At 43.6% G+C, this 20,875-nt stretch carries 18 protein-coding genes, 1 tRNA gene and 2 pseudogenes; 14 read left to right on the plus strand and 7 right to left on the minus strand.

Translation table 11 applies throughout. From position 1 onward, the window contains the following. Window positions 1–112 precede the first annotated feature (112 nt). Window positions 113–922 carry a calcium-binding protein gene (locus tag D0A34_24180; protein UNU21531.1) on the plus strand — a complete coding sequence of 270 codons (810 nt, stop codon included), beginning with the start codon at window positions 113–115 and terminating at the stop codon, window positions 920–922. Between the two features lie 238 nt (window positions 923–1,160). Further along, window positions 1,161–1,772: a hypothetical protein gene (locus D0A34_24185; protein ID UNU21532.1), complete on the plus strand. Its 612-nt coding sequence runs from the start codon at window positions 1,161–1,163 to the stop codon at window positions 1,770–1,772. A 137-nt stretch (window positions 1,773–1,909) separates the two neighbouring features. Here the strand turns inward: D0A34_24185 and ureC are convergent, their stop codons facing one another. The 5 genes from ureC to D0A34_24210 all read right to left on the minus strand — a co-directional run bounded on the left by ureC (window position 1,910) and on the right by D0A34_24210 (window position 6,997). After that, a complete protein-coding gene (ureC, locus tag D0A34_24190) occupies window positions 1,910–3,667 on the minus strand; it encodes an urease subunit alpha (protein ID UNU22445.1) in 1,758 nt (585 codons plus the stop codon). A 178-nt stretch (window positions 3,668–3,845) separates the two neighbouring features. Next, on the minus strand, window positions 3,846–4,976 hold the full coding sequence (locus D0A34_24195) for a glycosyltransferase family 61 protein (protein ID UNU21533.1): 1,131 nt from the start codon (window positions 4,974–4,976) through the stop codon (window positions 3,846–3,848). A gap of 329 nt (window positions 4,977–5,305) precedes the next feature. Beyond that, window positions 5,306–5,623, minus strand: a complete 318-nt coding sequence (locus tag D0A34_24200) for an urease subunit beta (protein UNU21534.1) — start codon at window positions 5,621–5,623, stop codon at window positions 5,306–5,308. Window positions 5,624–5,656: 33 nt separating this feature from the next. Beyond that, window positions 5,657–5,959 carry an urease subunit gamma gene (ureA, locus tag D0A34_24205; protein UNU21535.1) on the minus strand — a complete coding sequence of 101 codons (303 nt, stop codon included), beginning with the start codon at window positions 5,957–5,959 and terminating at the stop codon, window positions 5,657–5,659. A 162-nt stretch (window positions 5,960–6,121) separates the two neighbouring features. Next, window positions 6,122–6,997 carry an urease accessory protein gene (locus D0A34_24210; GenBank protein UNU21536.1) on the minus strand — a complete coding sequence of 292 codons (876 nt, stop codon included), beginning with the start codon at window positions 6,995–6,997 and terminating at the stop codon, window positions 6,122–6,124. A gap of 203 nt (window positions 6,998–7,200) precedes the next feature. Between D0A34_24210 and D0A34_24215 the strand changes: the two genes are divergently transcribed. From D0A34_24215 to D0A34_24240, 6 genes and pseudogenes are all read left to right on the plus strand, one after another. After that, the gene (locus D0A34_24215) at window positions 7,201–8,376 is read left to right on the plus strand and encodes an acetamidase/formamidase family protein (GenBank protein UNU21537.1); all 1,176 of its coding nucleotides are present in this window, start codon (window positions 7,201–7,203) and stop codon (window positions 8,374–8,376) included. Between the two features lie 162 nt (window positions 8,377–8,538). Next, window positions 8,539–8,802, plus strand: coding sequence for a zinc ribbon domain-containing protein (locus D0A34_24220; protein UNU21538.1), 264 nt, complete (start codon window positions 8,539–8,541; stop codon window positions 8,800–8,802). 250 nt (window positions 8,803–9,052) lie between these two features. Beyond that, window positions 9,053–9,900: pseudogene (locus tag D0A34_24225) on the plus strand (IS630 family transposase). A 172-nt stretch (window positions 9,901–10,072) separates the two neighbouring features. Continuing rightward, the gene (locus D0A34_24230) at window positions 10,073–10,300 is read left to right on the plus strand and encodes a hypothetical protein (GenBank protein UNU21539.1); all 228 of its coding nucleotides are present in this window, start codon (window positions 10,073–10,075) and stop codon (window positions 10,298–10,300) included. Between the two features lie 236 nt (window positions 10,301–10,536). Next, complete coding sequence (locus tag D0A34_24235) at window positions 10,537–12,312, plus strand: sensor histidine kinase (GenBank protein UNU21540.1); 1,776 nt, start codon at window positions 10,537–10,539, stop codon at window positions 12,310–12,312. A 7-nt stretch (window positions 12,313–12,319) separates the two neighbouring features. Continuing rightward, window positions 12,320–12,475: pseudogene (locus tag D0A34_24240) on the plus strand (flagellar alpha dynein). A 215-nt stretch (window positions 12,476–12,690) separates the two neighbouring features. Here the strand turns inward: D0A34_24240 and D0A34_24245 are convergent. Further along, a tRNA-Leu gene (locus D0A34_24245) sits at window positions 12,691–12,775 on the minus strand. Window positions 12,776–12,973: 198 nt separating this feature from the next. Between D0A34_24245 and D0A34_24250 the strand changes: the two genes are divergently transcribed. The 6 genes from D0A34_24250 to D0A34_24275 all read left to right on the plus strand — a co-directional run bounded on the left by D0A34_24250 (window position 12,974) and on the right by D0A34_24275 (window position 19,249). Beyond that, a complete protein-coding gene (locus tag D0A34_24250; protein ID UNU21541.1) occupies window positions 12,974–13,189 on the plus strand; it encodes an NAD(P)H-quinone oxidoreductase in 216 nt (71 codons plus the stop codon). Next, the gene (locus D0A34_24255; protein UNU21542.1) at window positions 13,190–13,495 is read left to right on the plus strand and encodes a DUF3007 family protein; all 306 of its coding nucleotides are present in this window, start codon (window positions 13,190–13,192) and stop codon (window positions 13,493–13,495) included. A 308-nt stretch (window positions 13,496–13,803) separates the two neighbouring features. Continuing rightward, the gene (trpA, locus tag D0A34_24260) at window positions 13,804–14,601 is read left to right on the plus strand and encodes a tryptophan synthase subunit alpha (GenBank protein ID UNU21543.1); all 798 of its coding nucleotides are present in this window, start codon (window positions 13,804–13,806) and stop codon (window positions 14,599–14,601) included. Between the two features lie 437 nt (window positions 14,602–15,038). Continuing rightward, window positions 15,039–15,686 (plus strand): hypothetical protein, encoded by a 648-nt coding sequence (locus D0A34_24265; GenBank protein ID UNU21544.1) that lies wholly within the window; start codon window positions 15,039–15,041, stop codon window positions 15,684–15,686. Window positions 15,687–16,375: 689 nt separating this feature from the next. Continuing rightward, window positions 16,376–16,585 carry a hypothetical protein gene (locus D0A34_24270; GenBank protein ID UNU22446.1) on the plus strand — a complete coding sequence of 70 codons (210 nt, stop codon included), beginning with the start codon at window positions 16,376–16,378 and terminating at the stop codon, window positions 16,583–16,585. A gap of 252 nt (window positions 16,586–16,837) precedes the next feature. Beyond that, window positions 16,838–19,249 (plus strand): GAF domain-containing protein, encoded by a 2,412-nt coding sequence (locus D0A34_24275; protein UNU21545.1) that lies wholly within the window; start codon window positions 16,838–16,840, stop codon window positions 19,247–19,249. 279 nt (window positions 19,250–19,528) lie between these two features. Here D0A34_24275 and D0A34_24280 read toward each other — a convergent pair whose 3' ends face one another. Further along, a complete protein-coding gene (locus D0A34_24280) occupies window positions 19,529–20,860 on the minus strand; it encodes a serine/threonine protein kinase (GenBank protein ID UNU21546.1) in 1,332 nt (443 codons plus the stop codon). Window positions 20,861–20,875: the final 15 nt, after the last annotated feature.

Here is a 20,875-nt window from a genome sequence, read left to right on the forward strand (position 1 = left end):
AACTTTCTCGCAATCTGTGCTTTAAAAAATAAAACTTATTTTTTTGCATAAAAGTCGGAAGCTTTGCCTGAGTAGAAAAATAAATCGAGACATCGCAAGGAGAAACGAACTTATGACTTTACGAACAGATCCATCAGGAATACCCCGCTTAATTGGCGAAGACAAATCCGAATTAGTTGATTTATACGATGTTAATTCCCAATTTGGAGAAGTAACTAACTTCCCTTCAGGAATTTGGATGCTCGGAGGTAACGATACAGTTCACGGATCTTTAGCTAATGATTTGGTATTTGGTAATGACGGGGAAGATAGTTTCAGAGGGGATGAGGGAGATGATTCTTTATTTGGAGGAAGAGGGAAAGACTTTTTGCAAGGAAATGAGGGAAATAACTATTTAAGTGGGGGTCAAGATGCAGATTGGATTATAGATAACGGAGACGATGATATTTTATTGGGCGGTAGAGGCAATGACATTCTCTACAGCGGTTACGGCAATGACACTCTGATTGGAGGTTTGGGTCGAGACTTTTTAGCAGGTGTAGTTTCTAGCATCGGGGGAAATCTCCCTAAATGGACAGGAAGAAACTTGTACGTTCTCCAACCTGAACCCGGAGTTACTGATATCAATCAAGCCGATCTGATTAACCATTTCAGATTGGGTTTCGATCGGATTGGATTAGCAAGTGGTTTGACACCTAACGATGTAGTTTTGGAAGAGTTGACCAATACAACTATTTTTATACAGTTTGATGTGCCAGAAGATGTGAAAATCTTGATGACGCCATCGGAGTTAAATCCTCCACCGCAAGTGCTTTCAGGGACGCTCATCAAACTCAGGAATACCGGAGATTTCCTAGGTTTTGTTCCAGGTATAACGCCCGCTCGACTCCAAAACAGCATCATCTCGGTTCAGGAATTATAAGTTAAAGCAATTTTTGCCAGTGGTGGCAATTAGCATTATATGGCGGGGTTTCCCAACCCGATTTGGTATTATGTAGAGTGCGCAGTGCACCCCTTACCGCTGTTGCCAATTGAAAACCCCGATCTTATACTAATTCTAAAAAATCCTGCAACAGTAGCTGTAGGGTGCATACAGTCTTTCAGGAAACAAACCAAAAACTCATAACAGTTGCATGATTTTGGATAATTGGTATTAAATTATGGCAAGTTACAGAACTGTGTTGTTTTTAAACAGTCTAACTTTAATGCTGGTTGGGCTAGTGACGGCGTGTCTGAGTTTATTTGGTTCTTCGGTAAAAGGGTTATTTTTGCCTCCTTGCTCTGCCACGTATCCGGGTGCAGGTTTCTTTTTTTTAGCGTTTCAAATGTTATTTTATTTATCGGTAATGGTGTGCGCTTTTACCTTTGGATTGCTGAGAATTATTCAACCAGACCGCCCAGAAAATCGATTTATTTTATATTCGGCACTATTTGCCGGTTGCTTTCTGTTCAATGAAGTTTTTCGCACCCACGTTCATCTGGGACGTGCGGGTTTCCCGAAAGTGACAATTGTCATATTTTACGCCGTGCTGGCAATTGCATACGGATTAGCTTTTCGGAGACAAATTCGCTCGACTCCCTATGCTTTACTGCTGAGTGGCGTTGGTTTGTTATTTGTTGCCTTTTTTGCAGAAGCGCTGCCTTTAAAAAACGAGATTGTTTCGAGCTTGCTGGAGGGAATACCGAAGCTGTTGAGCGGGATTAATATTGCACTTTATTTTTGGTTTTTGTGTCAGGGTTTGATACTACGCTCGCTCAATTTATCCAAATAAAATCATATTCAGAACACTTGCGTCACTTCCTGCGAACTCAAGGACATTTTATTTGTTAGTAATTACGCTCATCAACCCCGTTTCTACGAAAAATAAGAGGTTGATGAGCGAATCACCTATTTACAACAGATTTAGCATCAAAACAAAAAGTATCGCTGCGCCATTGGCAAAACTGTTGCCGGTTCGCAAGTTAACAATTCCCCATCCGCCCTGACTTCATAAGTTTCTGGGTCGACTTCCATTTGTGGCAAATAATCGTTGAGTTTCATGTCTCTTTTGCTAATTTGTCGCGTCCCGGAAACTGCTACAGTGGGCTTTTGCAAACCGAGCTGTGCGGCAATATCTCGATCGCGCGCAGCTTGGGAAACAAACGTCAGACAAGTCGCCCCAATCGCACCGCCAAAACTGCCAAACATCGGCCTCATATGCACCGGTTGCGGCGTGGGAATGCTGGCGTTAGCATCTCCCATCTGCCCGTAGGCGATCGCCCCTCCTTTAATTACCAGTTCCGGTTTCACCCCAAAAAAAGCCGGCCGCCACAAACACAAATCCGCCAATTTTCCCTCTTCCACCGAACCGACATACTGACTAATTCCGTGAGTAATCGCCGGATTAATTGTATATTTCGCAATGTACCGCTTCACCCGATAATTGTCATTTTCTCCCCCTGTGGAACGGGCATCTTGCCAGTCTAAATCACCTGTGGAACGGGCATCTTGCCCGTTCAAAATCCCCCTTTGAACCTTCATTTTATGAGCCGTTTGCCAAGTCCGAATAATCACCTCTCCCACTCTTCCCATCGCCTGAGAATCAGAAGAAATCATACTAAACGCACCTAAATCGTGCAAAATATCCTCAGCAGCAATAGTTTCCCTTCTAATTCTCGATTCAGCAAAAGCCACATCTTCAGGAATGCCTCGATCCAAATGGTGGCAAACCATCAACATATCTAAATGTTCTTCTAAAGTATTGACAGTGTAAGGGCGAGTCGGGTTAGTTGACGATGGCAAAACATTAGCTTGTCCGCACACTTTAATAATATCCGGTGCGTGTCCGCCACCAGCACCTTCGGTGTGGTAAGTATGAATAGCGCGATTTTTAAAAGCCGCAATTGTAGCTTCCACAAATCCCGCTTCATTGAGAGTATCCGTGTGAATTGCAACTTGCACATCGTACTCGTCAGCTACATTCAAACAAGTGTCGATTGTTGCTGGTGTAGTTCCCCAATCTTCGTGGAGTTTCAAACCCATTGCACCGGCTAATATTTGTTCAACTAATGCTTGGGGTTGACTGCTATTTCCTTTACCTAAAAACCCTAGATTTACGGGAAAAGCGTCAGCAGCTTGCAGCATCCGGTACATATGCCAAGGCCCGGGAGTGCAAGTTGTGGCGTTTGTACCCGTTGCGGGGCCAGTGCCGCCGCCGATCATTGTCGTGATGCCGGAGGCGATCGCTACTTCTATTTGTTGCGGGCAAATAAAGTGAATGTGACTGTCAATTCCCCCGGCGGTGAGAATCATTCCTTCACCCGCAATTACTTCAGTACCAGGCCCGATAATAATATCTACCCTATCTTGAATATAAGGATTTCCGGCTTTACCAATTTTGTAAATTTTGCCGTCTTTAATCCCCACATCTGCTTTAACAATTCCCCACCAGTCTAATATTAAAGCATTAGTAATTACCGTGTCAACAGCGCCGTCTGCATTAGAAATAGGCGATTGTCCCATGCCGTCGCGAATGACTTTGCCACCGCCAAATTTAACTTCATCCCCGTAGGTTGTGAAGTTTTTTTCAACTTCTATGAATAATTCTGTATCGGCTAACCGGACGCGATCGCCCACAGTCGGCCCGAAGGTTTCCGCGTAAGCGCGGCGCTCCATTCTGTAACTCATGCTCCCTCCTAATATTAATAAATTTTTAGTTAGCAGTTGAGACCCACTTGAATTATAGTATGTGACGAGTTCCTCAATCTGAAACAGTAAAAAAAAATACAACATTAGGCAAGCTTTAAACCCCGATAGGCATCAATTCTTCCCAATCGAAAATCGCAAATGCTATCAAGGGGCAAATTTACTCCAGCATTTTCTGGATTTCCCTTTTCAAAATCTCCACATCTACCGTCATATCCATGCCAATGAAACTCCAATCTTCCGCTACATTCTTGTCATCAACCATACGAGAGTATTCTAATCCCAATAGCTGGCAAATGTAATAGAAATAGGGCGGAGTGTACCCTCCATAAAAGAATTCCAATACTTTCGTTCCCGGCTGACACCACAGCAAATTTGTAAAACCAGCCCCGTGAGGGCCGACAACCACCGCCGCTTCTGCAAACAGACGAATTTGTTCATCAACTGTGCGCGAGATATCTTCCAAAATTTCAAAATCAAATTCTTTCAAAACCTCTCGCACTTGTACTTCATTTTTAACCTTGCGCCGGCCGCTTCTAGACAGATAAAGTTTTCTATAAGGCTTTACCTTTTCCTTAAGACAGAATTTTTTCCGCAAAAGGTCTATATCGTAAGGACTGGGAAAATACCAGTCTTGATTGTTTCCCACCACCACGCTTTCTGCATGATATCCCGTATCTCTAGCCCGAGTGTCGATTAGTGAACTTTCAGGAATACCGAGTTTGGTCATAAAGCCCCACTCAAAATCTGTATGTCGTAAAGGATAACAAATTTTAGCTTTTTGCCAAATTTCCTTACCTAAAGCCTCCTCAATTCGACAAAGTTTAGCCAGCACAAAAATGACATAATCATAATAACTACACCACAAATGCGACCAAGGAGCAACTACCAGCGGATAGGTAATTTGGTTAGGTTTGTAAGGCCATTCCAGAATGCCCGCACCGCTAATCCGAAAATCCAAGTCTAAAAGCAACTTGTTATTCAGCAGCGTGTTGCCAGACGTACAAATAGTTAGAGAATTTATTTGTTGATTTAGGGTAATCTTCCACACATAATCTGGGTCGAAAGACACGGTTTTTTCCGTGGCAAAAAACCGAGAAGGCACTTTTTTTACCGAGGTTAATGCGGGTATATTGATAGGTTGGTGCTGCTTTTTATAAATGATGCTGTCATCTAACAATTTGATGCTGGTGCGCCGGTCTAACGGGGTTCTCCAGACACGCCTTGATGTTGCCAGCAAGCTCTGCTTCAATGTCTGTTTTATCTGGTCAACTAATTTTGGGTTCATCACGCACTTTTGCTGTATATCTTTGCAGTTTTAACAACCACGGTAGATCCCAGACAGCAGATTGTAACTCGCTCAAAAGTCGGAGATTAAACTAACAAAAGAAAGGCAGAATGGACTTATACAGAAGACAGAGAAAAAGTTGTGAGACGGCTTTGTCACTCTCCAGGCAGAGGGCTGGAAGTGATACCATGTTAGATGGGGGATTGCCGATGAATTATTACTATCATGGTGTGGATATTTCCTACAGTTGCATTCTTTTTGGAAACTGGCAGAACTTTGAAGTTAAAAAGTTTAAAATTCCCAAATCAACAATCGTGAACGGTCATCTGGCTTCATACTTCAGCATCCAGATGACCGTTCACTTTTCCATTAAAGCCGTAGACTTGACGACTACCAACAAACGGCACTAATTGAACTTCCCTTTCATCTCCCGGTTCAAACCTGACTGCTGTACCTGCGGGGATATCCAACCGCATTCCTTTGGCTTGTTCTCGATTAAATTCTAAGGCTTCGTTAGCTTCGTAAAAGTGATAGTGGGAGCCAACTTGTATGGGTCGATCGCCTTTATTTCCTACCAGCAACCGCACCGTTGGGCGATCGGCATTTAATTCTATTTCGCCTGCTGAAACAATCATTTCTCCTGGAATCATCTTTTCCTCCTATGAGTCTCTGTGGTTGATTTTTTAACGGATCGGATCGTGCACTGTTACCAACTTAGTTCCGTCGGGGAAAGTCGCCTCAACCTGGACTTCATGCACCATTTCTGCTATCCCTTCCATCACATCTTCCCGCGTCAGGAGAGTTGTTCCATAACTCATTAAATCGGCGACGGTAAGACCGTCTCTGGCTCCTTCTAAAATGGCTGCAGAAATGTAGGCTAGTGCTTCTGGATAGTTTAATTTTAAACCTCTTTGTTTCCGGCGCTCTGCTACCAGGGCGGCGGTGAAAATCAGCAGCTTGTCTTTTTCTTGGGGGGTGAGTTGCATTTTTATTCTTGTAAGTGCGATCGCATTATTTGGTGATGATATCGTTTACGGTTGTTTCTGAATGATTAAACCGCAAAGGGCCCAGAGGGCGCAGAGTCAGAGAAGAGAGAGATGAATAATCTAGTTAGGAGGGCAACTATACATTGAAACTCAAATATCATCCTATTTTATCCAAACTCTGGGCAAACAGCAAGGGCGTTGTGAAAAAGACAAGCGCAGCAACTGCCAAATGTTGACAAACCAGTCTCTAGCTGCGGTTGTAGATGTACCGCGATATCGGCACAGCAAACCGTTAGGAATACGAGTCACGCCGACGGTAGAATTACCAGGATAAATTGTTGCCTCAGATGGCAAATTTCGCACTTTTTCCACGAACTCTGTGGTGACGGGTTCGCCTACCCAAGCGAGGGTGGCAACTACGGGTTTTCCTCCGAGACCGTGAGGGCTTTCGAGCATTTTTTCTCCACCTTTGAGCAATTGTCTGTCAATCCATAAAGGGCTGTTTTGTTGCCAGACCTCGGTGTGCGATCGCCATTCTCCAGACAAGAACTTTTCGCCCCTAGCACTGCGTCCCAATCTGGTAATTTCCCACAGTAAAATCCTGGCTGTTGGTGCTAATTCTACCCGCAAGTTTTGCCTATATATTGCGCCGTCAAAAACTATTGTTTCCTGTGGCAGCCATTCTAAATTAGCACCGGCTTCTAGTTTGATGTCAATATTTTGTTGTGATTCTAGTCCGCTGCTACGATAGATTTTACTAGCAGCGGCGCTGGTAATCAAGGCTTTGGCGTTGGGTTGGAGGTGAAAATGGCTGGAAAGTCGATCGCCCCCGACAACTCCCCCAGCCGTGTGCAAAATGACGCTGTGGCAAACCTCTTTCCCTTCAGGATAAAACGGACGCTGCACCTTGAGGGGTGCTTGCATTTGATTGTGAATGATTTGAGTTGCACCGCTGCGGTTAGCGTAGGCTAAATTCAGGCGACCGTGCCATCCATTTTCAACTTGATCTATATGTTGTTTGGTCAAATTTTTAGTCACTAATTTTTTAATTTAAAAACATTCCCAATCAAAAACATACCACGACTGCGGCGCTTCCCTGCAATTAGTTAAATAATGATAATCGTTATCTGAAATATTTTTGGTTTCTGCACTTATTAGTATAATAATTTACATTTATCAACCATCAGATCGGCGAAGATGCGCGTACCATGTAAAAATCAGTAACTAGAGGAGTGCAGAATATGCCTCAAGTTCTCTTCAAAGTTGATTTGACCAAACCGATGTCAGAACAGGAATTAGTCGGTCACAATCGCTGGCATCCAGATATTCCAGCAGTAGTTTCCGTCAATCCCGGCGATGTATTTCGCATCGAGTGCAAAGACTGGACAGACGGACAAATTAAAAATGACGACAGTCCCGACGACATTCGCGATGTAGACTTAACAGTAGTTCACGTTTTGAGCGGGCCAATTTACGTTAACGGCGCGCAGCCAGGGGATATTTTAGTAGTCGATATCCTCGATATCGGGGCTTTGCAAGGAGAAGAATGGGGTTTTACCGGAATTTTTGCTAAAGAAAACGGCGGCGGTTTCTTGACCGAACATTTTCCGACTGCTGCTAAAGCAATTTGGGATTTTCAGGGAATTTATACCGCTTCTCGACACATACCAAAAGTCAGGTTTGCTGGGATTACTCATCCGGGTTTAATCGGCTGCGCTCCTTCTCAGGAATTGTTGAATAAATGGAACAAACGGGAAGCGGAATTAGTAGCAACAAATCCCGATCGAGTGCCGCCTTTAGCAGCACTGCCGAACCCCAAGAATGCAGTTTTGGGGTCGCTGCAAGGGGCAGAATTCGAGCGAGTTGCGGCAGAAGCAGCGCGCACAGTTCCTCCCCGGGAACACGGCGGCAATTGCGATATTAAAAACCTGTCGCGGGGTTCGAGAATTTATTTCCCGGTTTATGTCGAAGGCGCGAAACTTTCGATGGGAGATATTCACTTTTCTCAAGGAGACGGGGAGATTTCATTCTGCGGGGCAATTGAAATGTCGGGGTACATCGACCTCCACGTTGATATTATCAAAGGTGGCATGGATAAATACGCGATGGTCAACCCGATTTTCAAACCCGGGCCGGTGGAACCCCGCTATTCTGAGTACCTCGTTTTTGAAGGGATTTCTGTTGATGAATTTACTGGTCAGCAGTATTATATGGATGCCCACGTTGCTTATCGCCGAGCTTGTTTGAATGCGATCGAATATTTGAAAAAGTTTGGTTTTACCGGAGAACAAGCGTATTTGCTCTTAAGTTGTGCTCCGGTTGAGGGTCGCATCAGCGGCATTGTGGATATTCCCAATGCTTGCTGCACTATTGCTTTACCGACAGAAATTTTCCAGATGGATATTCTGCCGTCTTAATTACAGGATTTACGCAGAGATTCGCTTTTGTAGGGTGCGCTTCGGCGCACCTTACCCCCACAAATAGTCTAAAAATTGCTTTCTTGCGTAAGTCCTCAATTAGTAGGGCGGGCGCTGCCCGCCGCCTAGTCATTGCCTCCAAATTTACCATCAAAAATTGATATGCCTCTTTACGATTTTAAGTGTGAAACTTGCGGCACTTTTGATAAGTGGCGCCCTCTTGCAGAAGCAGATACACCGGTGCTTTGTCCGAGTTGCGAAACAGTTGCTAAACGCATCTTTTCGCCGCCGATGATTCTAACTGGAAAGCTGCGGTTGAAAGGTCAAGAAAATCGGGAACCGCAGGTAGTTAAGCGTTCTGAGGAACCTAAACCGCAGCGGAATCGCGAACACCGAGGGGGACGACCTTGGATGATCGGTCACTGATCCAGTCCGACACTCAAGCAGGGGTTTCAACCCCTGCCTCAAAGCTGAAGTCCTCTTGCATAGAACGGAAAAATTAGTATTTCAGTCGGTTTCAACCTACTTTTGCTATTAGACAGGGACTTAAGGCCCTGGCGAGCCAAGGAAGTATTTTGTACTTATTTCTTGGTCAAGATATAGTCATTTCAAATAAATCTGAGACAAATGCAAGATGATGTAAAATCAAGAAAAATTGTTAACTCGGAGCCGAAAAATGGCATACAGTCTAGATTTAAGAAAAAGAGTAGTGGATTATGTGGAAAATGGAGGGGGTATAACTAAAGCCGCCGCCCTGTTTAAAGTAGGAAGAGCAACAATATACAGATGGCTAGGGAGGGAAGACCTTCGAGCCACTAAGGTAGAACACCGTGAGCGAAAGATAGACTGGGAAGCGCTCAGAAAAGATGTAGAAGAAAATCCCGAAGCAAGATTAATAGAAAGAGCAAGGAAATTCGGGGTGAGAGCGAGTGCCATATGCTATGCCTTAAAGAAAATGAAAATTACGAGAAAAAAAAAGAATATCGTTATAGAGAAAGGAATAGAGAAGAAAGAATACAATACTACCAAACACTGAGAAATTTAATTAAAGCTCATGGGAGTAAAAGCCTTGTATTTATTGATGAGTCAGGGTTTGAAGAGTTTCATGCTTGTGTTTATGCGTGGTCAAAAAAAGGAAAAAAAGTATATGGGGATAGACAAGGAAAACGCGGAAAGAGAGAAAATTTAGTAGCAGGAAGAAGAAAAGGAAACAAGGACTTGATTGCACCTATGGTCTTTACAGGGAGCTTGAATGCAGAAAGTTTTGAAGGGTGGTTAGCTTTATATTTATTGCCATCTTTAACAATACCATCAATATTAATCATGGATAATGCACCGATTCATCGTAAGACAGCAATTAGACTGCTGGTGGAGGAAGCAGGCCATCAGATACTTTTTTTACCAAAATACTCTCCTGACTTAAATGATATTGAGCATGATTTTAGTGCATTAAAGAGAGCTATAATGTATTCGCATTCTGCCACATCTCTTGATGAGATTATTCGCGCTTATTGTGCAACTTAGTGTCTCATTTTTATTTGAAATAACTATAACATAATTATAAACAGAATAATTTAAGTCATATTGAACCTGCTATAGTATTAAAAGGGAAAACGTTATTAAAATGGAAAACGTTTAGGAATGAGAAAGGCGCTCGCGCTTCGAGCTTACTACTTCAGTGTACCGCACTCAACAAATGTCCGCAAAGCACTGGGGAATTACTCAACTTTACAAGAAGTTTTTTGAAGAACAAACAACTCAGCTATTTAAACTCCCCGCTCAACTCGATCGCCAAGTAATGCCAGCTTACGGATTTATTGACAGCGACGATATTTTAGCAAAAGTGCTGGAATTCAACCTAGAACTGGCAGAAAAAGACAAACGGGGAGAACCGGTAGTTGGGCCTTGTGTCCCAACTGACTAAAAATATTAATCACTGTTACCATAAATTTTGTAAATTTGGGTATAATCACATAAATTGTTGATAGAGATCACAAACACCCTACTATAAAAACAGAGATACTACGGGAAGAGTTAAGTTTTGAGTTAAAGATTTCCCAATTCAAAATTAAACACTCAAAACTGCTTTCCGCCTTCAGCATAAGTGCATTCTGCTTTTCTTCGCTCAATTACTCCTGATTTGTTTGGGAGGAACTTTCAATGTTATTATTTACCCACACTCAGTCCAAAAATAGCAAAGTAGAGCAACAGCACTATGCTCAAAAACCTTTGTTACCGACTTCAAGTATTAATCTAACAGGGCTAAAGGGAGGATGCAACCATTTGCGAATTAGCCAAAAAATTAGCTACGGTTATGCTTTAGCTATCGGCATAGCGATTTTGGGAACTGGTGCGGGAATGAGATTGGGAGACTACTTTCGCAAGCAAGCTTTAGTTGAGGTGAATGTTGCCCAACAGCAGCAGCAAATGCTGCAAAATTTGCAAAATACCGTATTTGAAGCCCGATCGCACGCGGCGAGATTGCCAGTCGTTTTGGGAAACACGGTGTGGCTGCAATACGAACACGATCGCTTTGTCGGGCAAATCAATCAGGCGAAAATCCTGATTTCAGAAATTGAATCTTTCGCACGAGAAAATCCCGATAGACTAGCAACAGAAGAGGCAGCATTGCAGGCTCACTTGAAGAAATCTGCCCTCGTCATTGATTACTACGGTCAGCTAATTAAATTGCAGTTAAAAGAAGCGGAAGTTTGGAATTTGCAGCCCAACAGCCTCGAATCCGCACAGCTACAAATGTTGAGGACTAGCAGCGGTCAAGAGGCGATCGTACTAGATAACCTTGCTCAAAGTTTAACCGAGCTAATTTCTATAGTAGAAATTCACAAACAGCAAGGAACCCAAGCATTAGAACAAGCTGAAAATTTGCGAAACCGAATTATTCTCGGGAGTATGCTAATTTCAGCACTCATCGCCGTCGCGCTGGCGGACAAAACCAGCCGCGCGATCGCCCAACCCCTCGAAACCGTCACTAATTTTGCTCAGCAAGTCGCTCGCGAATCGAATTTTAACCTGCAAGTACCAGTCACAACAAACGACGAAATCGGAGTTTTAGCGACCTCTTTCAATCTATTGATTCAGCGAGTTAGTGAGTATACAAAAGAACTCAAACAAACTCAATCCCAATTAATTCAGACCGAAAAAATGTCCTCTCTCGGTCAAATGGTTGCAGGGATAGCCCACGAAATCAACAATCCCGTCAACTTCATCGGCGGCAACATTGACTATGCCAACCAATACATCGAAGATTTGGCAGGTTTGGTAACTCTCTATCAAGAATATTATCCAAACCCACCAGATGCCATTCTAGAGCGCATCGAAGACATTGAACTCGAATTTCTCAGAGAAGATTTACCAAAAACCCTCTCTTCGATGAAAATGGGAGCCGATCGCATTCGCGAAATTGTCGTATCCATGCGGAATTTTTCGCGATCGGACGACGGAAAAATGAGATCGGCCGACATTCACGAAGGAATTGATAGCACCCTCGTAATTCTCAATCACCGACTCAAACAAGGTATTCAAGTTATTAAACAATACGGCAAGTTGCCTGCGCTTGAGTGCTCTCCCGCGCAACTGAATCAAGTATTTATGAATATTATTAGTAATGCAATAGATGCGCTGGAGGAGGTGAAAAAGGAAGACAAAGACTATTCGCCAACAATTTGGATTAGCACGGAAATTACCCCCGACAATACTGTCACCGTCAAGATTCGGGATAACGGGCCCGGAATTGCATCCGCCAGTGCGCAACAAATATTTGACCCATTTTTTACTACAAAGTCGATCGGCAAAGGTACTGGATTAGGATTGGCTATTTCCTATCAAATCCTTGCCAAGCATCAAGGCAAAATTGAGGTAAATTCTCAAATAGGACAGGGCACGGAATTTGTGATTACTTTGCCAGTTGCTGCGTAATATCACGCGGGGCGATCGGGATGAAAATAAAAAATCGGTTCCCACCGTCGCCCCATTTCCAAAACCAGCCGACTTGTTCAACCAATTGAAGGCCCGACGTAACAAGTCCGGGGCGAACTTGGCAGATATAGAGGTGGTTTTAGAAATACTAGAAAACTATTAGCGCGAAAATTGAGCGAAAAACACAACGATTGGTGACAATAAATCTGAAACCGTTGAATCATATCGTTTTCGGTTGCACCGGAATGATACCGAGGACACGGCACTGCCATGTCCTCTATATCATGTCGCTCGTGCAACCGGAAACGATATCAACAGTAAACAGTCAACAATCCTTCCGGTGCAACCAGAATTGATATCACAAATGATTGAAATGGATGGGGGCGGAGGGACTTGAACCCACACGACCGTTTCGGGTCAACGGATTTTAAGTCCGTAGCGTCTACCATTCCGCCACGCCCCCTTTTTGTCAAGCTGCTGTGCTTTTGAGCCACTAACAGCAACAGCCTTTTATTCTACAGCCAAAATCCCTATTTACGCAACCCCTAATCAAAAAATTCCCAAAAGTCGCGCTGGATCTCCCCAAGCGGTACAATAGTTAACCAGCTAACGGAGCGTGTCAACTGACTTACCCGTGTTATTATTCCCCTAAAGCAAATCTATGTATATTACCTTACTGCTTTACGCCGTCTTGGCCGGAGCCTACCTCCTGGTAGTACCCGCCGCCACCTACGCTTACCTGAACAGCCGCTGGTACATCGCTACCTCTTTTGAGCGCGGCTTCATGTACTTCTTGATGTTCTTCTTCTTCCCAGGTATGTTTCTCCTAGCTCCATTTTTGAATTTTCGGCCCAAACGGCGGCAGATAGAAGCCTAAATGCGACGTATTGACGTAATTGGAATCAGTATCGGCTTTTTTGTAGCAGGTGGGTTGGTCTACTTGCTACTGCAATTCGCCGGACTTGACAGCATGAATGCAGGGATTTGGAGCCAGTTATTTTTGGTCGCCGGCTTGATTGGCTGGCTGGTGACTTATTTATTTCGAGCACTGACTCAAAATATGACCTACAGCCAGCAATTGCAAGACTACAAAGAAGCTGTCTTGCAGAAGCAGCTCGATGAACTCACTCCTGAAGAATTAGCCAAACTTCAAGCCGAAATTGAGCAGGAAAAAGATAATTAGTCAATAGTCCTTAGTTCTCAGTTATTAGTTATTAGTGAGCTATTAGTGATTAGTTATTAGCTATCAATAAACTCTGAACTAATGACTGGGAATAACAATTCATGAATAGTGATATTGACGGCTAACTAATGACTGATGACTGATATCACGTTCCCTAAAATAAGCGCGATAGGTTGGTAGTGAGGACTTCAGTCCGAGGGAGTTTTATGAGGAAGGAATTACTCACTACAAACAAATTTGATTGCGATGGATCGAGGGAAAATCCTATGTATGATGACTGATAACCAATGACTGATGACTAATAACTAATGACTATTTCTAATTGTTTTGAAACGTTACGCAAGAACCACGAATGTGGATTGATTCCTTTTATTACTGCTGGCGACCCAGACTTGGAGACAACAGCTAAAGCACTGCAAATTTTGGATGATAACGGTGCAGATGCGATCGAGCTGGGCGTTCCCTATTCTGACCCGCTAGCTGACGGGCCAGTGATTCAAGCCGCTGCTACAAGGGCTTTACAGCGGGGAACGCGGTTAGATTCGGTGCTGGAAATGGTAGCGAAAGTTAGTCCGAATTTGCGATCGCCCATCATTCTATTCACATACTACAACCCGATTTTGTACCGAGGTATAGAAACCTTCTTGCAGCAAATCAAAAGTGCTGGAGTTCAGGGATTGGTTGTACCAGACTTGCCCTTAGAAGAAGCAGACAGTCTCATCCAACCTGCCAACAAATTAGGGATTGAACTAACATTATTAGTTGCTCCCACAAGTCCCAAAAGTCGTATAGAAGCGATCGCTCGTCAGTCTCAAGGATTTATTTACTTAGTCAGTGTGACGGGGGTTACGGGAGTACGCGAAGGCTTAGAAACGAGAGCAAAAGAGTTGCTGCAAGAACTCCGCACCGTCACCGACAAACCCATCGGCGTCGGGTTTGGTATATCGAAACCCGAACACGCTCGCCAAGTGAAAGAATGGGGTGCAGATGCTGCGATTGTTGGCAGTGCTTTTGTCAAACGCTTGGCCCAAGGAACTCCAGAAGAGGGTTTAGAAGCGATAGGTGAATTCTGCAAAAGTCTAAAAATAGCGATTCAAAATGGTTAGCAACTGTGCAGATACTTTCAGCCATTAGACAGATGTGTGCGATCGCGATGTGCCACCACAATTGCGATTAAAGACCTTGTTGTACTTGAGATCATACACCACCTTCCTTCTAGTTCCTGACTAGAAGGTTTTTTTTGAGCCGAAAATGCAAAACATTTCAACATAGTCCGCGCATGGATAACCAAACAGCTATGTAGGGAAACGACTTTGCCGTATCGGGCGCGGGGTGCTACGAATTTTAATAATTGGTAGAAGATTGAGGATTGTCCATTCCTTCTTCCTTCTACTATAACTTGAGGAATCTAACTTGGGATAGATGAAAAGCTCCTGTTTCTATTCCTATACTAAAAAAGTGTTTAAGTGCCTAATTTTGTAATGCTAACCCTCTACAGAACCACCAGGCATTTGAGCCTCTCACAATAGAAAGGAGCATTTTTATGAAGAGACTAACTGCATTTGTGAAAAAAATTCGAGCTGTACAAATTTTAACAGTGTTTCTGGCTGGCATTTTAGTATTAGTGAGTACGGCCTGCAGCCGCCCTGATGTGACGGCAGGAAAAACTGATGTGACGGCAGGACAAAGTGATCCGAGGATAGGAAAAACTGCCGACCAAATTAGAGAAGAAGTGCCTTCAGGGGCTGTAACTTCCGAATTCAAAGGCGGCATGAACGACTACAGCGATGTCGATCCCAGAAACAGAAAGCTTACAACAGAAGAAGCAAAAGCTCAGCTTCTCAAAGAGGAAGCGCAGCACCGCATTGAAACCAAATCTAGCAGCAATGTAGGCGAAAACGTGCGGCGGGTAGCGGACGACGCGCCTGAGAAACTCACCAAAGTTGGTGAAAAGGTGAAGGACGATGCTCGCACAGCTCAGAGCAAAGCTGATAACTTTGGCGACAAAACCAAACAAGGCCTTTCTAATCTTAAAGAAAACACTCGCGAAGGCTTGCAGGGAGCAAAAGATATTGTTAAAGAAGCCACCCAGGGAGCAAAAGAAAGAGTATCAGAGGGTACTGAGTCGCTGAGATATGGTACCAGCGGTGGCCAAGAAAATATCAATGATGCAGCGCGAGATGCAAGATAGAACGCTGGAGATGCCTCGGAGAATATTTGCTAGAAAGTGAATCGAGATATTGACATAACTCAACGAGTGGCAGAAACAGCGGCAGACGCGATCGACTAATTTCAAATAACGCTGTTTCCTTCTCGGGAAGCTAGATTCCGACAGGGGTTTTAACCTCTGTCGGAATCTAGGTAAAGTCATCTGAAGACTACTGTCTATTACTATTTGATTTGGTTTTAACCCCTGGGAGGGCTATTAGGCCGGAAGTAGAGTAGAGGGGGAGTTTCACCACAATGCAACGATTCTGTCCTTTTCTAGGGGGGACTAGAATGCCAATCCTTTCACGACGGATTCTTTATAATTTCTATAGATTGTATTTGGACTTTTTAAGGTATTAACTTTTTGAGCCGCTTCGCGGAAATTTGGGCGATCGAGCTATATTAAATTCAATTAATTACCCATGGTATTTTTCAAGACAGGAAACTGCGGTGTTTATACGGTATTTCGCGTTCATTGAATCGCATTTGAGATTAACAGGAGAAAGTTATACGTAAGTAAAAAGCTTTAATCCCGATCACCAAAGTATAAAATGTTGTTCATTAACAGATAATGGGAATTTTCGATCTGGCGATCAAAAATTATGCGGTTTATGCCCTAAGATAGATACACTAAGTTTTGTCAAGCTAATGTCGGAGTTGAGGTCAGCCGATATGGACGCAACAGTAGATGTAGTAGATTTCACTGCGGTAATGCCGGGATATCGCCCGATCGCGCAATTGTACACAGATTCTCGATCGGCTATCGATCGGTTCTTACCCGAGAAGGACCAACCACCCGCCGCTAAAATTCTCAAACCTACGTCGTTGTGGCTAAGGATGTCCGGGACGCGGTGCTGCCCAAATCCAAAAAAGTTGCATTAGTGACCGTTAATTGGATCGGTAGAAATAGTCATCCGCCGAACAGACATTCTCGACGAACTCGAACGCAGCCAGGTTATTTACAAATACATTAAACCTTCCAATCTTTCAATTAATCTTAACTGTTATCTGCCACATGGAGGTGTATAAATTTTAGCAAAAAGAGGCCACGGATTCGGGATATATTCGAGCCGTAATCCGTAGCCAATCGACAGGGGAAATGGAGGCAAACCTTATCTTGGGAATGGTGTTTTGATGCTAGTAACGATGATGCACGACTTTTATGATGCGCTGGCAGATTTGGCAATCTATGCAGATGCCGCACCGGCGGAGCGCCAACAAATCCTTAAGCGCGTTGGGGCTAGTCAGAAAAAACTAAAAGAATTCGCGCATCATACACCGATCAATTACCAACACAAGTTCGATCTGGTTGAGGCAGAATTGTTGGGCGTTTTGGGACAGACAGCAGAAGCAATGGAATTGTATGATCGAGCTATTACCGGAGCTAAAGCTAACGAATATGTCAATGAAGAAGCTCTTGCCTGCGAACTCGCTGCTAAGTTTTACCTGTCATTAGGAAGGGAAAAAATTGCCCGACTCTACATGATAGATGCCTATGATTGCTATGTCCGCTGGGGAGATAGAGCAAAAATTGATGACTTAGAAAAACGTTATCCTCAATTATTAAAACCGATTTTAGAACCTGCAAAACTCCCTGCAAATCCATTAGCAAATTTTCCAACACCTGCGGGGCCAAATCAATCGCTTCATCCATCCATTCATCCATCCATTCATCCGTCTGTTTCGGCGAGCGTCTCAGATTTCGGGAATTTTTCAACGCTGCTAAAAGCTTGTCAAGCGCTCTCTAGTGAAAGAGAACTCGATCGACTGATTGCCAAACTGATGCAACTGGCGATGAAAAATACAGGAGCTGACAAAGGAGCGCTGATTTTGCCCAACGGCAATCAATGGGATATCGCCGCTACCAGCGCGCTCGACAATTCGGGACTCGAGTGGGCGATCGACTTATCATCGGCAACACTCGATGAAAACAGAGATATCTTGCCCCTCAAAATTGTTGACTGCGTTAAAAATTTATTGAAACCTGTGATTATTCGGGATCTCGCTCAACAACGTGATTGGGATTCCGACTCCTACATCCTCAGATACCAACCGCAGAGCCTGTTGTGTTGGCCGATTCTCGATCGGGGCAACTTAGTCGGCATTTTGTATCTGGAAAATCGCTTAACCGCAAGAGTTTTTACCCGCGATCGCCTGCAACTTCTCAATCTCCTGTGTTCCCAGGCAGCCATCTGTTTGCAAAATGCTCTGCTATATAAAAAATATCAGGATTACAACCAACAATTAGAGCGATCGCTAGTAAAAATTAGCCGAACCGAAGCTCAGCTTGCCGATCAGAAGAAAATGCTCCAAGCGATTCTTGATGTCGCTCCGATTTGGATTTGGATGGTGAATCCCAGTGGTAAAGTACAGTTTTTGAACAAGACATTTTCTCAAGATGTGGGCGTGCCTCTGAGCGATTTCCTAGCTGTTGAGCATTATAAAGATATACTGGGGGAAAATGCAGCGGGCTGTCTGGTTTCCGATGCCGCCTGCCTTGCTCAAGATTTGCCGCATTACTCCAGCGAAATTCTCAGACTTGTTGATGGCAAACTACACGATTTAGAAATCACGAAAGTGCAGTTAAAAAATTCCCAGGGCGAGACGATCGGGATTATTGGTTTGGGTGTTGATGCCACTGAGCGCAAGCGAGCCGCCGAACTTTTGCAAGAGCAAAATCAACAGCTAGAACGAACTTTAAAAAATTTACAACAAGCACAACTGCAAATCGTGCAAAATGAGAAAATGTCGGCATTGGGTAATTTAGTCGCGGGAGTCGCACACGAAATTAACAATCCGATTGGGTTTATTTCTGGCAATTTAAGCGAAGGTAAAAGAAGTTTGGAAGATGTTATCGAACACTTAGAATTGTATCGCTCCGCTGCATCGCAATCCGAAATAGCAGACCACGCGGAAGAGATAGACCTCGATTATCTTTTGGAAGATTTACCGAAGATGATTGATTCAATGCAACTCGGATGCGAGCGCATTTGCAGCATCAGCAACAGTTTGCGTACCTTCTCCCGAGGCGACAAAGACTACAAAGTTCCTTTTAATATTCACGAAGGCATTGATAGCGCTATTTTAATTTTGAAACACCGCCTCAAAGCAAACGAACACCGCCCGCAGATCGAAGTGATAACTAAATACGGCAATCTCCCTAAAATCGAATGTTTTCCCGGTCAATTGAATCAAGTTTTTATGAACCTGCTTGCCAATGCGATCGATGCCTTAGAAGAGTCAAATATAGGACGCACTTTTAGCGAAATTACCGCCAATCCCAACCGCATCACGATTCGCACGGATATAGTCGGCGAAGGGTACATTAAAATTAAAATTGCTGATAACGGCACTGGGATCAAAGAGGAATTTAAACAGCAGATATTCGACCATTTGTTCACGACGAAAGGTGTCGGCAAAGGAACAGGATTGGGGCTGGCAATTGTCCACCAGATTGCGGTAGAAAAACATGGCGGAAGCATTGAGGTGAATGGCGAGCCTGGAGTGGGCACTGAGTTTGCCATAGTTTTGCCTGTGAAGGAATAAATTTGAATTAAAATTCAATGTTTTTTGGGCGATCGCGTAATAAGATATACTGACTTTGATTGGGGTCTTTTTTTGAAAGCCTTGGCATAACTCTTTTAAAGTAGCATCAATTTTTTGATCAAGCAGTCTGGTTTACAAGCTGTTGCTACTGTACTTAATGAACCTGGAATCTGCTGTATTTTAGACACCCTATAAGAAGTGAGCGCGCCACCAATTTTTAGTTGGGAGACGTCTATTATACAAAAAAAATTAATCACCAAGGCTTCGCCCTACAAAAATTTATCTTAAATTTAACCAATCTTGAATTTCTTGCGCTAACCAAGCCGCCTCAACCTCTTTCAAATTTGTTGCTAAAGTATAAAAGTAAGTTCCCCTCTCGTTACCTGAACGAATCCTGATTTGATTTCCCTGATAAGTATGGTATAGAAAAGCACCCAAAATCTCAGAAACTTCCCCCCTTTGTCCTAAATAACTCCAACCAAATATCTGATGTTCCAGTTTAAAGTAGTTCCGGTTAAATGTAATTTTAGTACCATTGCCCAAAATCTTAAGTAACATACTTGCTACAAGCGGAAAAAATCCTAATCCCATACTGACATTTACTTGCAAATATGCTAAAACTATCGGCCAAGATAGCAGTATAGTTAATATTCCTATAAAAGCACCTAAAAAAGGCTTTCTGGCTAAAGTAGACGGAATTTTAATGTTTAACTCCGCTGCTGATTTGCTAACTTGAATGCGACTGTGAGGTGGTTTAGCAATTTTCCAAACAGTCGGAATTTGAAGATTAGCCCCTTGTATTTTTCCCGATTTCAAAGCTGCTAAAGCCTCTCTAGCCTTGCTGAAACGCTTTTCTAAGGCGATTTCCGTCATCTTCTCAATCCAGCTTACCAAAGTGGGATTCACACTCACGCGATCGCTAAACTGAATCCGAGAATCTTTCTGTGGCAAATCCGCAGGAGTCATCCCCGTTAACAAATGAATTAAAGTAGCTCCCAAAGCATACAAATCCGAAGCCGCCACCGCCCGCCCCCAAAACTGTTCTAAGGGTGCATAGCCACTCGTTCCTACCACTGTAAACGTTACACCTGTCACCGCCGCTTGAGCTTGTACCGCCCCAAAATCTACTAGATAAACGTGCTGATCTTCCCCCCAAATTAAATTACTCGGCTTAATATCTCGGTGCAAAACAGGGGGGCTTAATTCATGCAAATAAATTAAAATTTCCAGCACTTCAGTGGCAATTTTGCGTACTTGTTTTTCTGAAAATTTCTTGCCTTTTTCTAACAATTCCTGAAGTGAAAATCCCGGAATATAATCTTGCACTAACCCAAACCAAGGCAATCCTGCTCCGGCTTCCCGCTCTAGGGAAAAATAATCTCGATAGCAAGGAATGCGGGGATGATTTAGCGCCTGCAAAACTTGTGCCTCTCTTTCAAAAAGCTTGAGTTCTTCCCAGTGCATTTCGGGGCTGAAAGCTAACATTTTCAGCGTCACCTGTTCTTGAGACTCTAAATCCACTGCTAGCCAAGTTTGATGACCGGCCGCTGTGCGTCCTAAACGCTGTTGCAATTGATAACGTTCTTGTAAAATTTTTCCTGTATCTAACACAGCATTGCCCTCCAG

The organism is Microcoleus vaginatus PCC 9802, assembly GCA_022701275.1.
GTDB lineage: Bacteria > Cyanobacteriota > Cyanobacteriia > Cyanobacteriales > Microcoleaceae > Microcoleus > Microcoleus vaginatus_A.

What these genes read in the sequence shown, in the direction of transcription:
- D0A34_24180 (UNU21531.1), top strand. Translation starts at nt 113, where the DNA reads ATGACTTTACGAACAGATCCATCAGGAATACCCCGCTTAATTGGCGAA.
- D0A34_24185 (UNU21532.1), top strand. Translation starts at nt 1,161, where the DNA reads ATGGCAAGTTACAGAACTGTGTTGTTTTTAAACAGTCTAACTTTAATG.
- ureC (UNU22445.1), bottom strand. Translation starts at nt 3,667, where the DNA reads ATGAGTTACAGAATGGAGCGCCGCGCTTACGCGGAAACCTTCGGGCCG.
- D0A34_24200 (UNU21534.1), bottom strand. Translation starts at nt 5,623, where the DNA reads ATGATTCCAGGAGAAATGATTGTTTCAGCAGGCGAAATAGAATTAAAT.
- ureA (UNU21535.1), bottom strand. Translation starts at nt 5,959, where the DNA reads ATGCAACTCACCCCCCAAGAAAAAGACAAGCTGCTGATTTTCACCGCC.
- D0A34_24215 (UNU21537.1), top strand. Translation starts at nt 7,201, where the DNA reads ATGCCTCAAGTTCTCTTCAAAGTTGATTTGACCAAACCGATGTCAGAA.
- D0A34_24220 (UNU21538.1), top strand. Translation starts at nt 8,539, where the DNA reads ATGCCTCTTTACGATTTTAAGTGTGAAACTTGCGGCACTTTTGATAAG.
- D0A34_24230 (UNU21539.1), top strand. Translation starts at nt 10,073, where the DNA reads ATGTCCGCAAAGCACTGGGGAATTACTCAACTTTACAAGAAGTTTTTT.
- D0A34_24235 (UNU21540.1), top strand. Translation starts at nt 10,537, where the DNA reads ATGTTATTATTTACCCACACTCAGTCCAAAAATAGCAAAGTAGAGCAA.
- D0A34_24250 (UNU21541.1), top strand. Translation starts at nt 12,974, where the DNA reads ATGTATATTACCTTACTGCTTTACGCCGTCTTGGCCGGAGCCTACCTC.
- D0A34_24255 (UNU21542.1), top strand. Translation starts at nt 13,190, where the DNA reads ATGCGACGTATTGACGTAATTGGAATCAGTATCGGCTTTTTTGTAGCA.
- trpA (UNU21543.1), top strand. Translation starts at nt 13,804, where the DNA reads ATGACTATTTCTAATTGTTTTGAAACGTTACGCAAGAACCACGAATGT.
- D0A34_24265 (UNU21544.1), top strand. Translation starts at nt 15,039, where the DNA reads ATGAAGAGACTAACTGCATTTGTGAAAAAAATTCGAGCTGTACAAATT.
- D0A34_24270 (UNU22446.1), top strand. Translation starts at nt 16,376, where the DNA reads ATGGACGCAACAGTAGATGTAGTAGATTTCACTGCGGTAATGCCGGGA.
- D0A34_24275 (UNU21545.1), top strand. Translation starts at nt 16,838, where the DNA reads ATGCTAGTAACGATGATGCACGACTTTTATGATGCGCTGGCAGATTTG.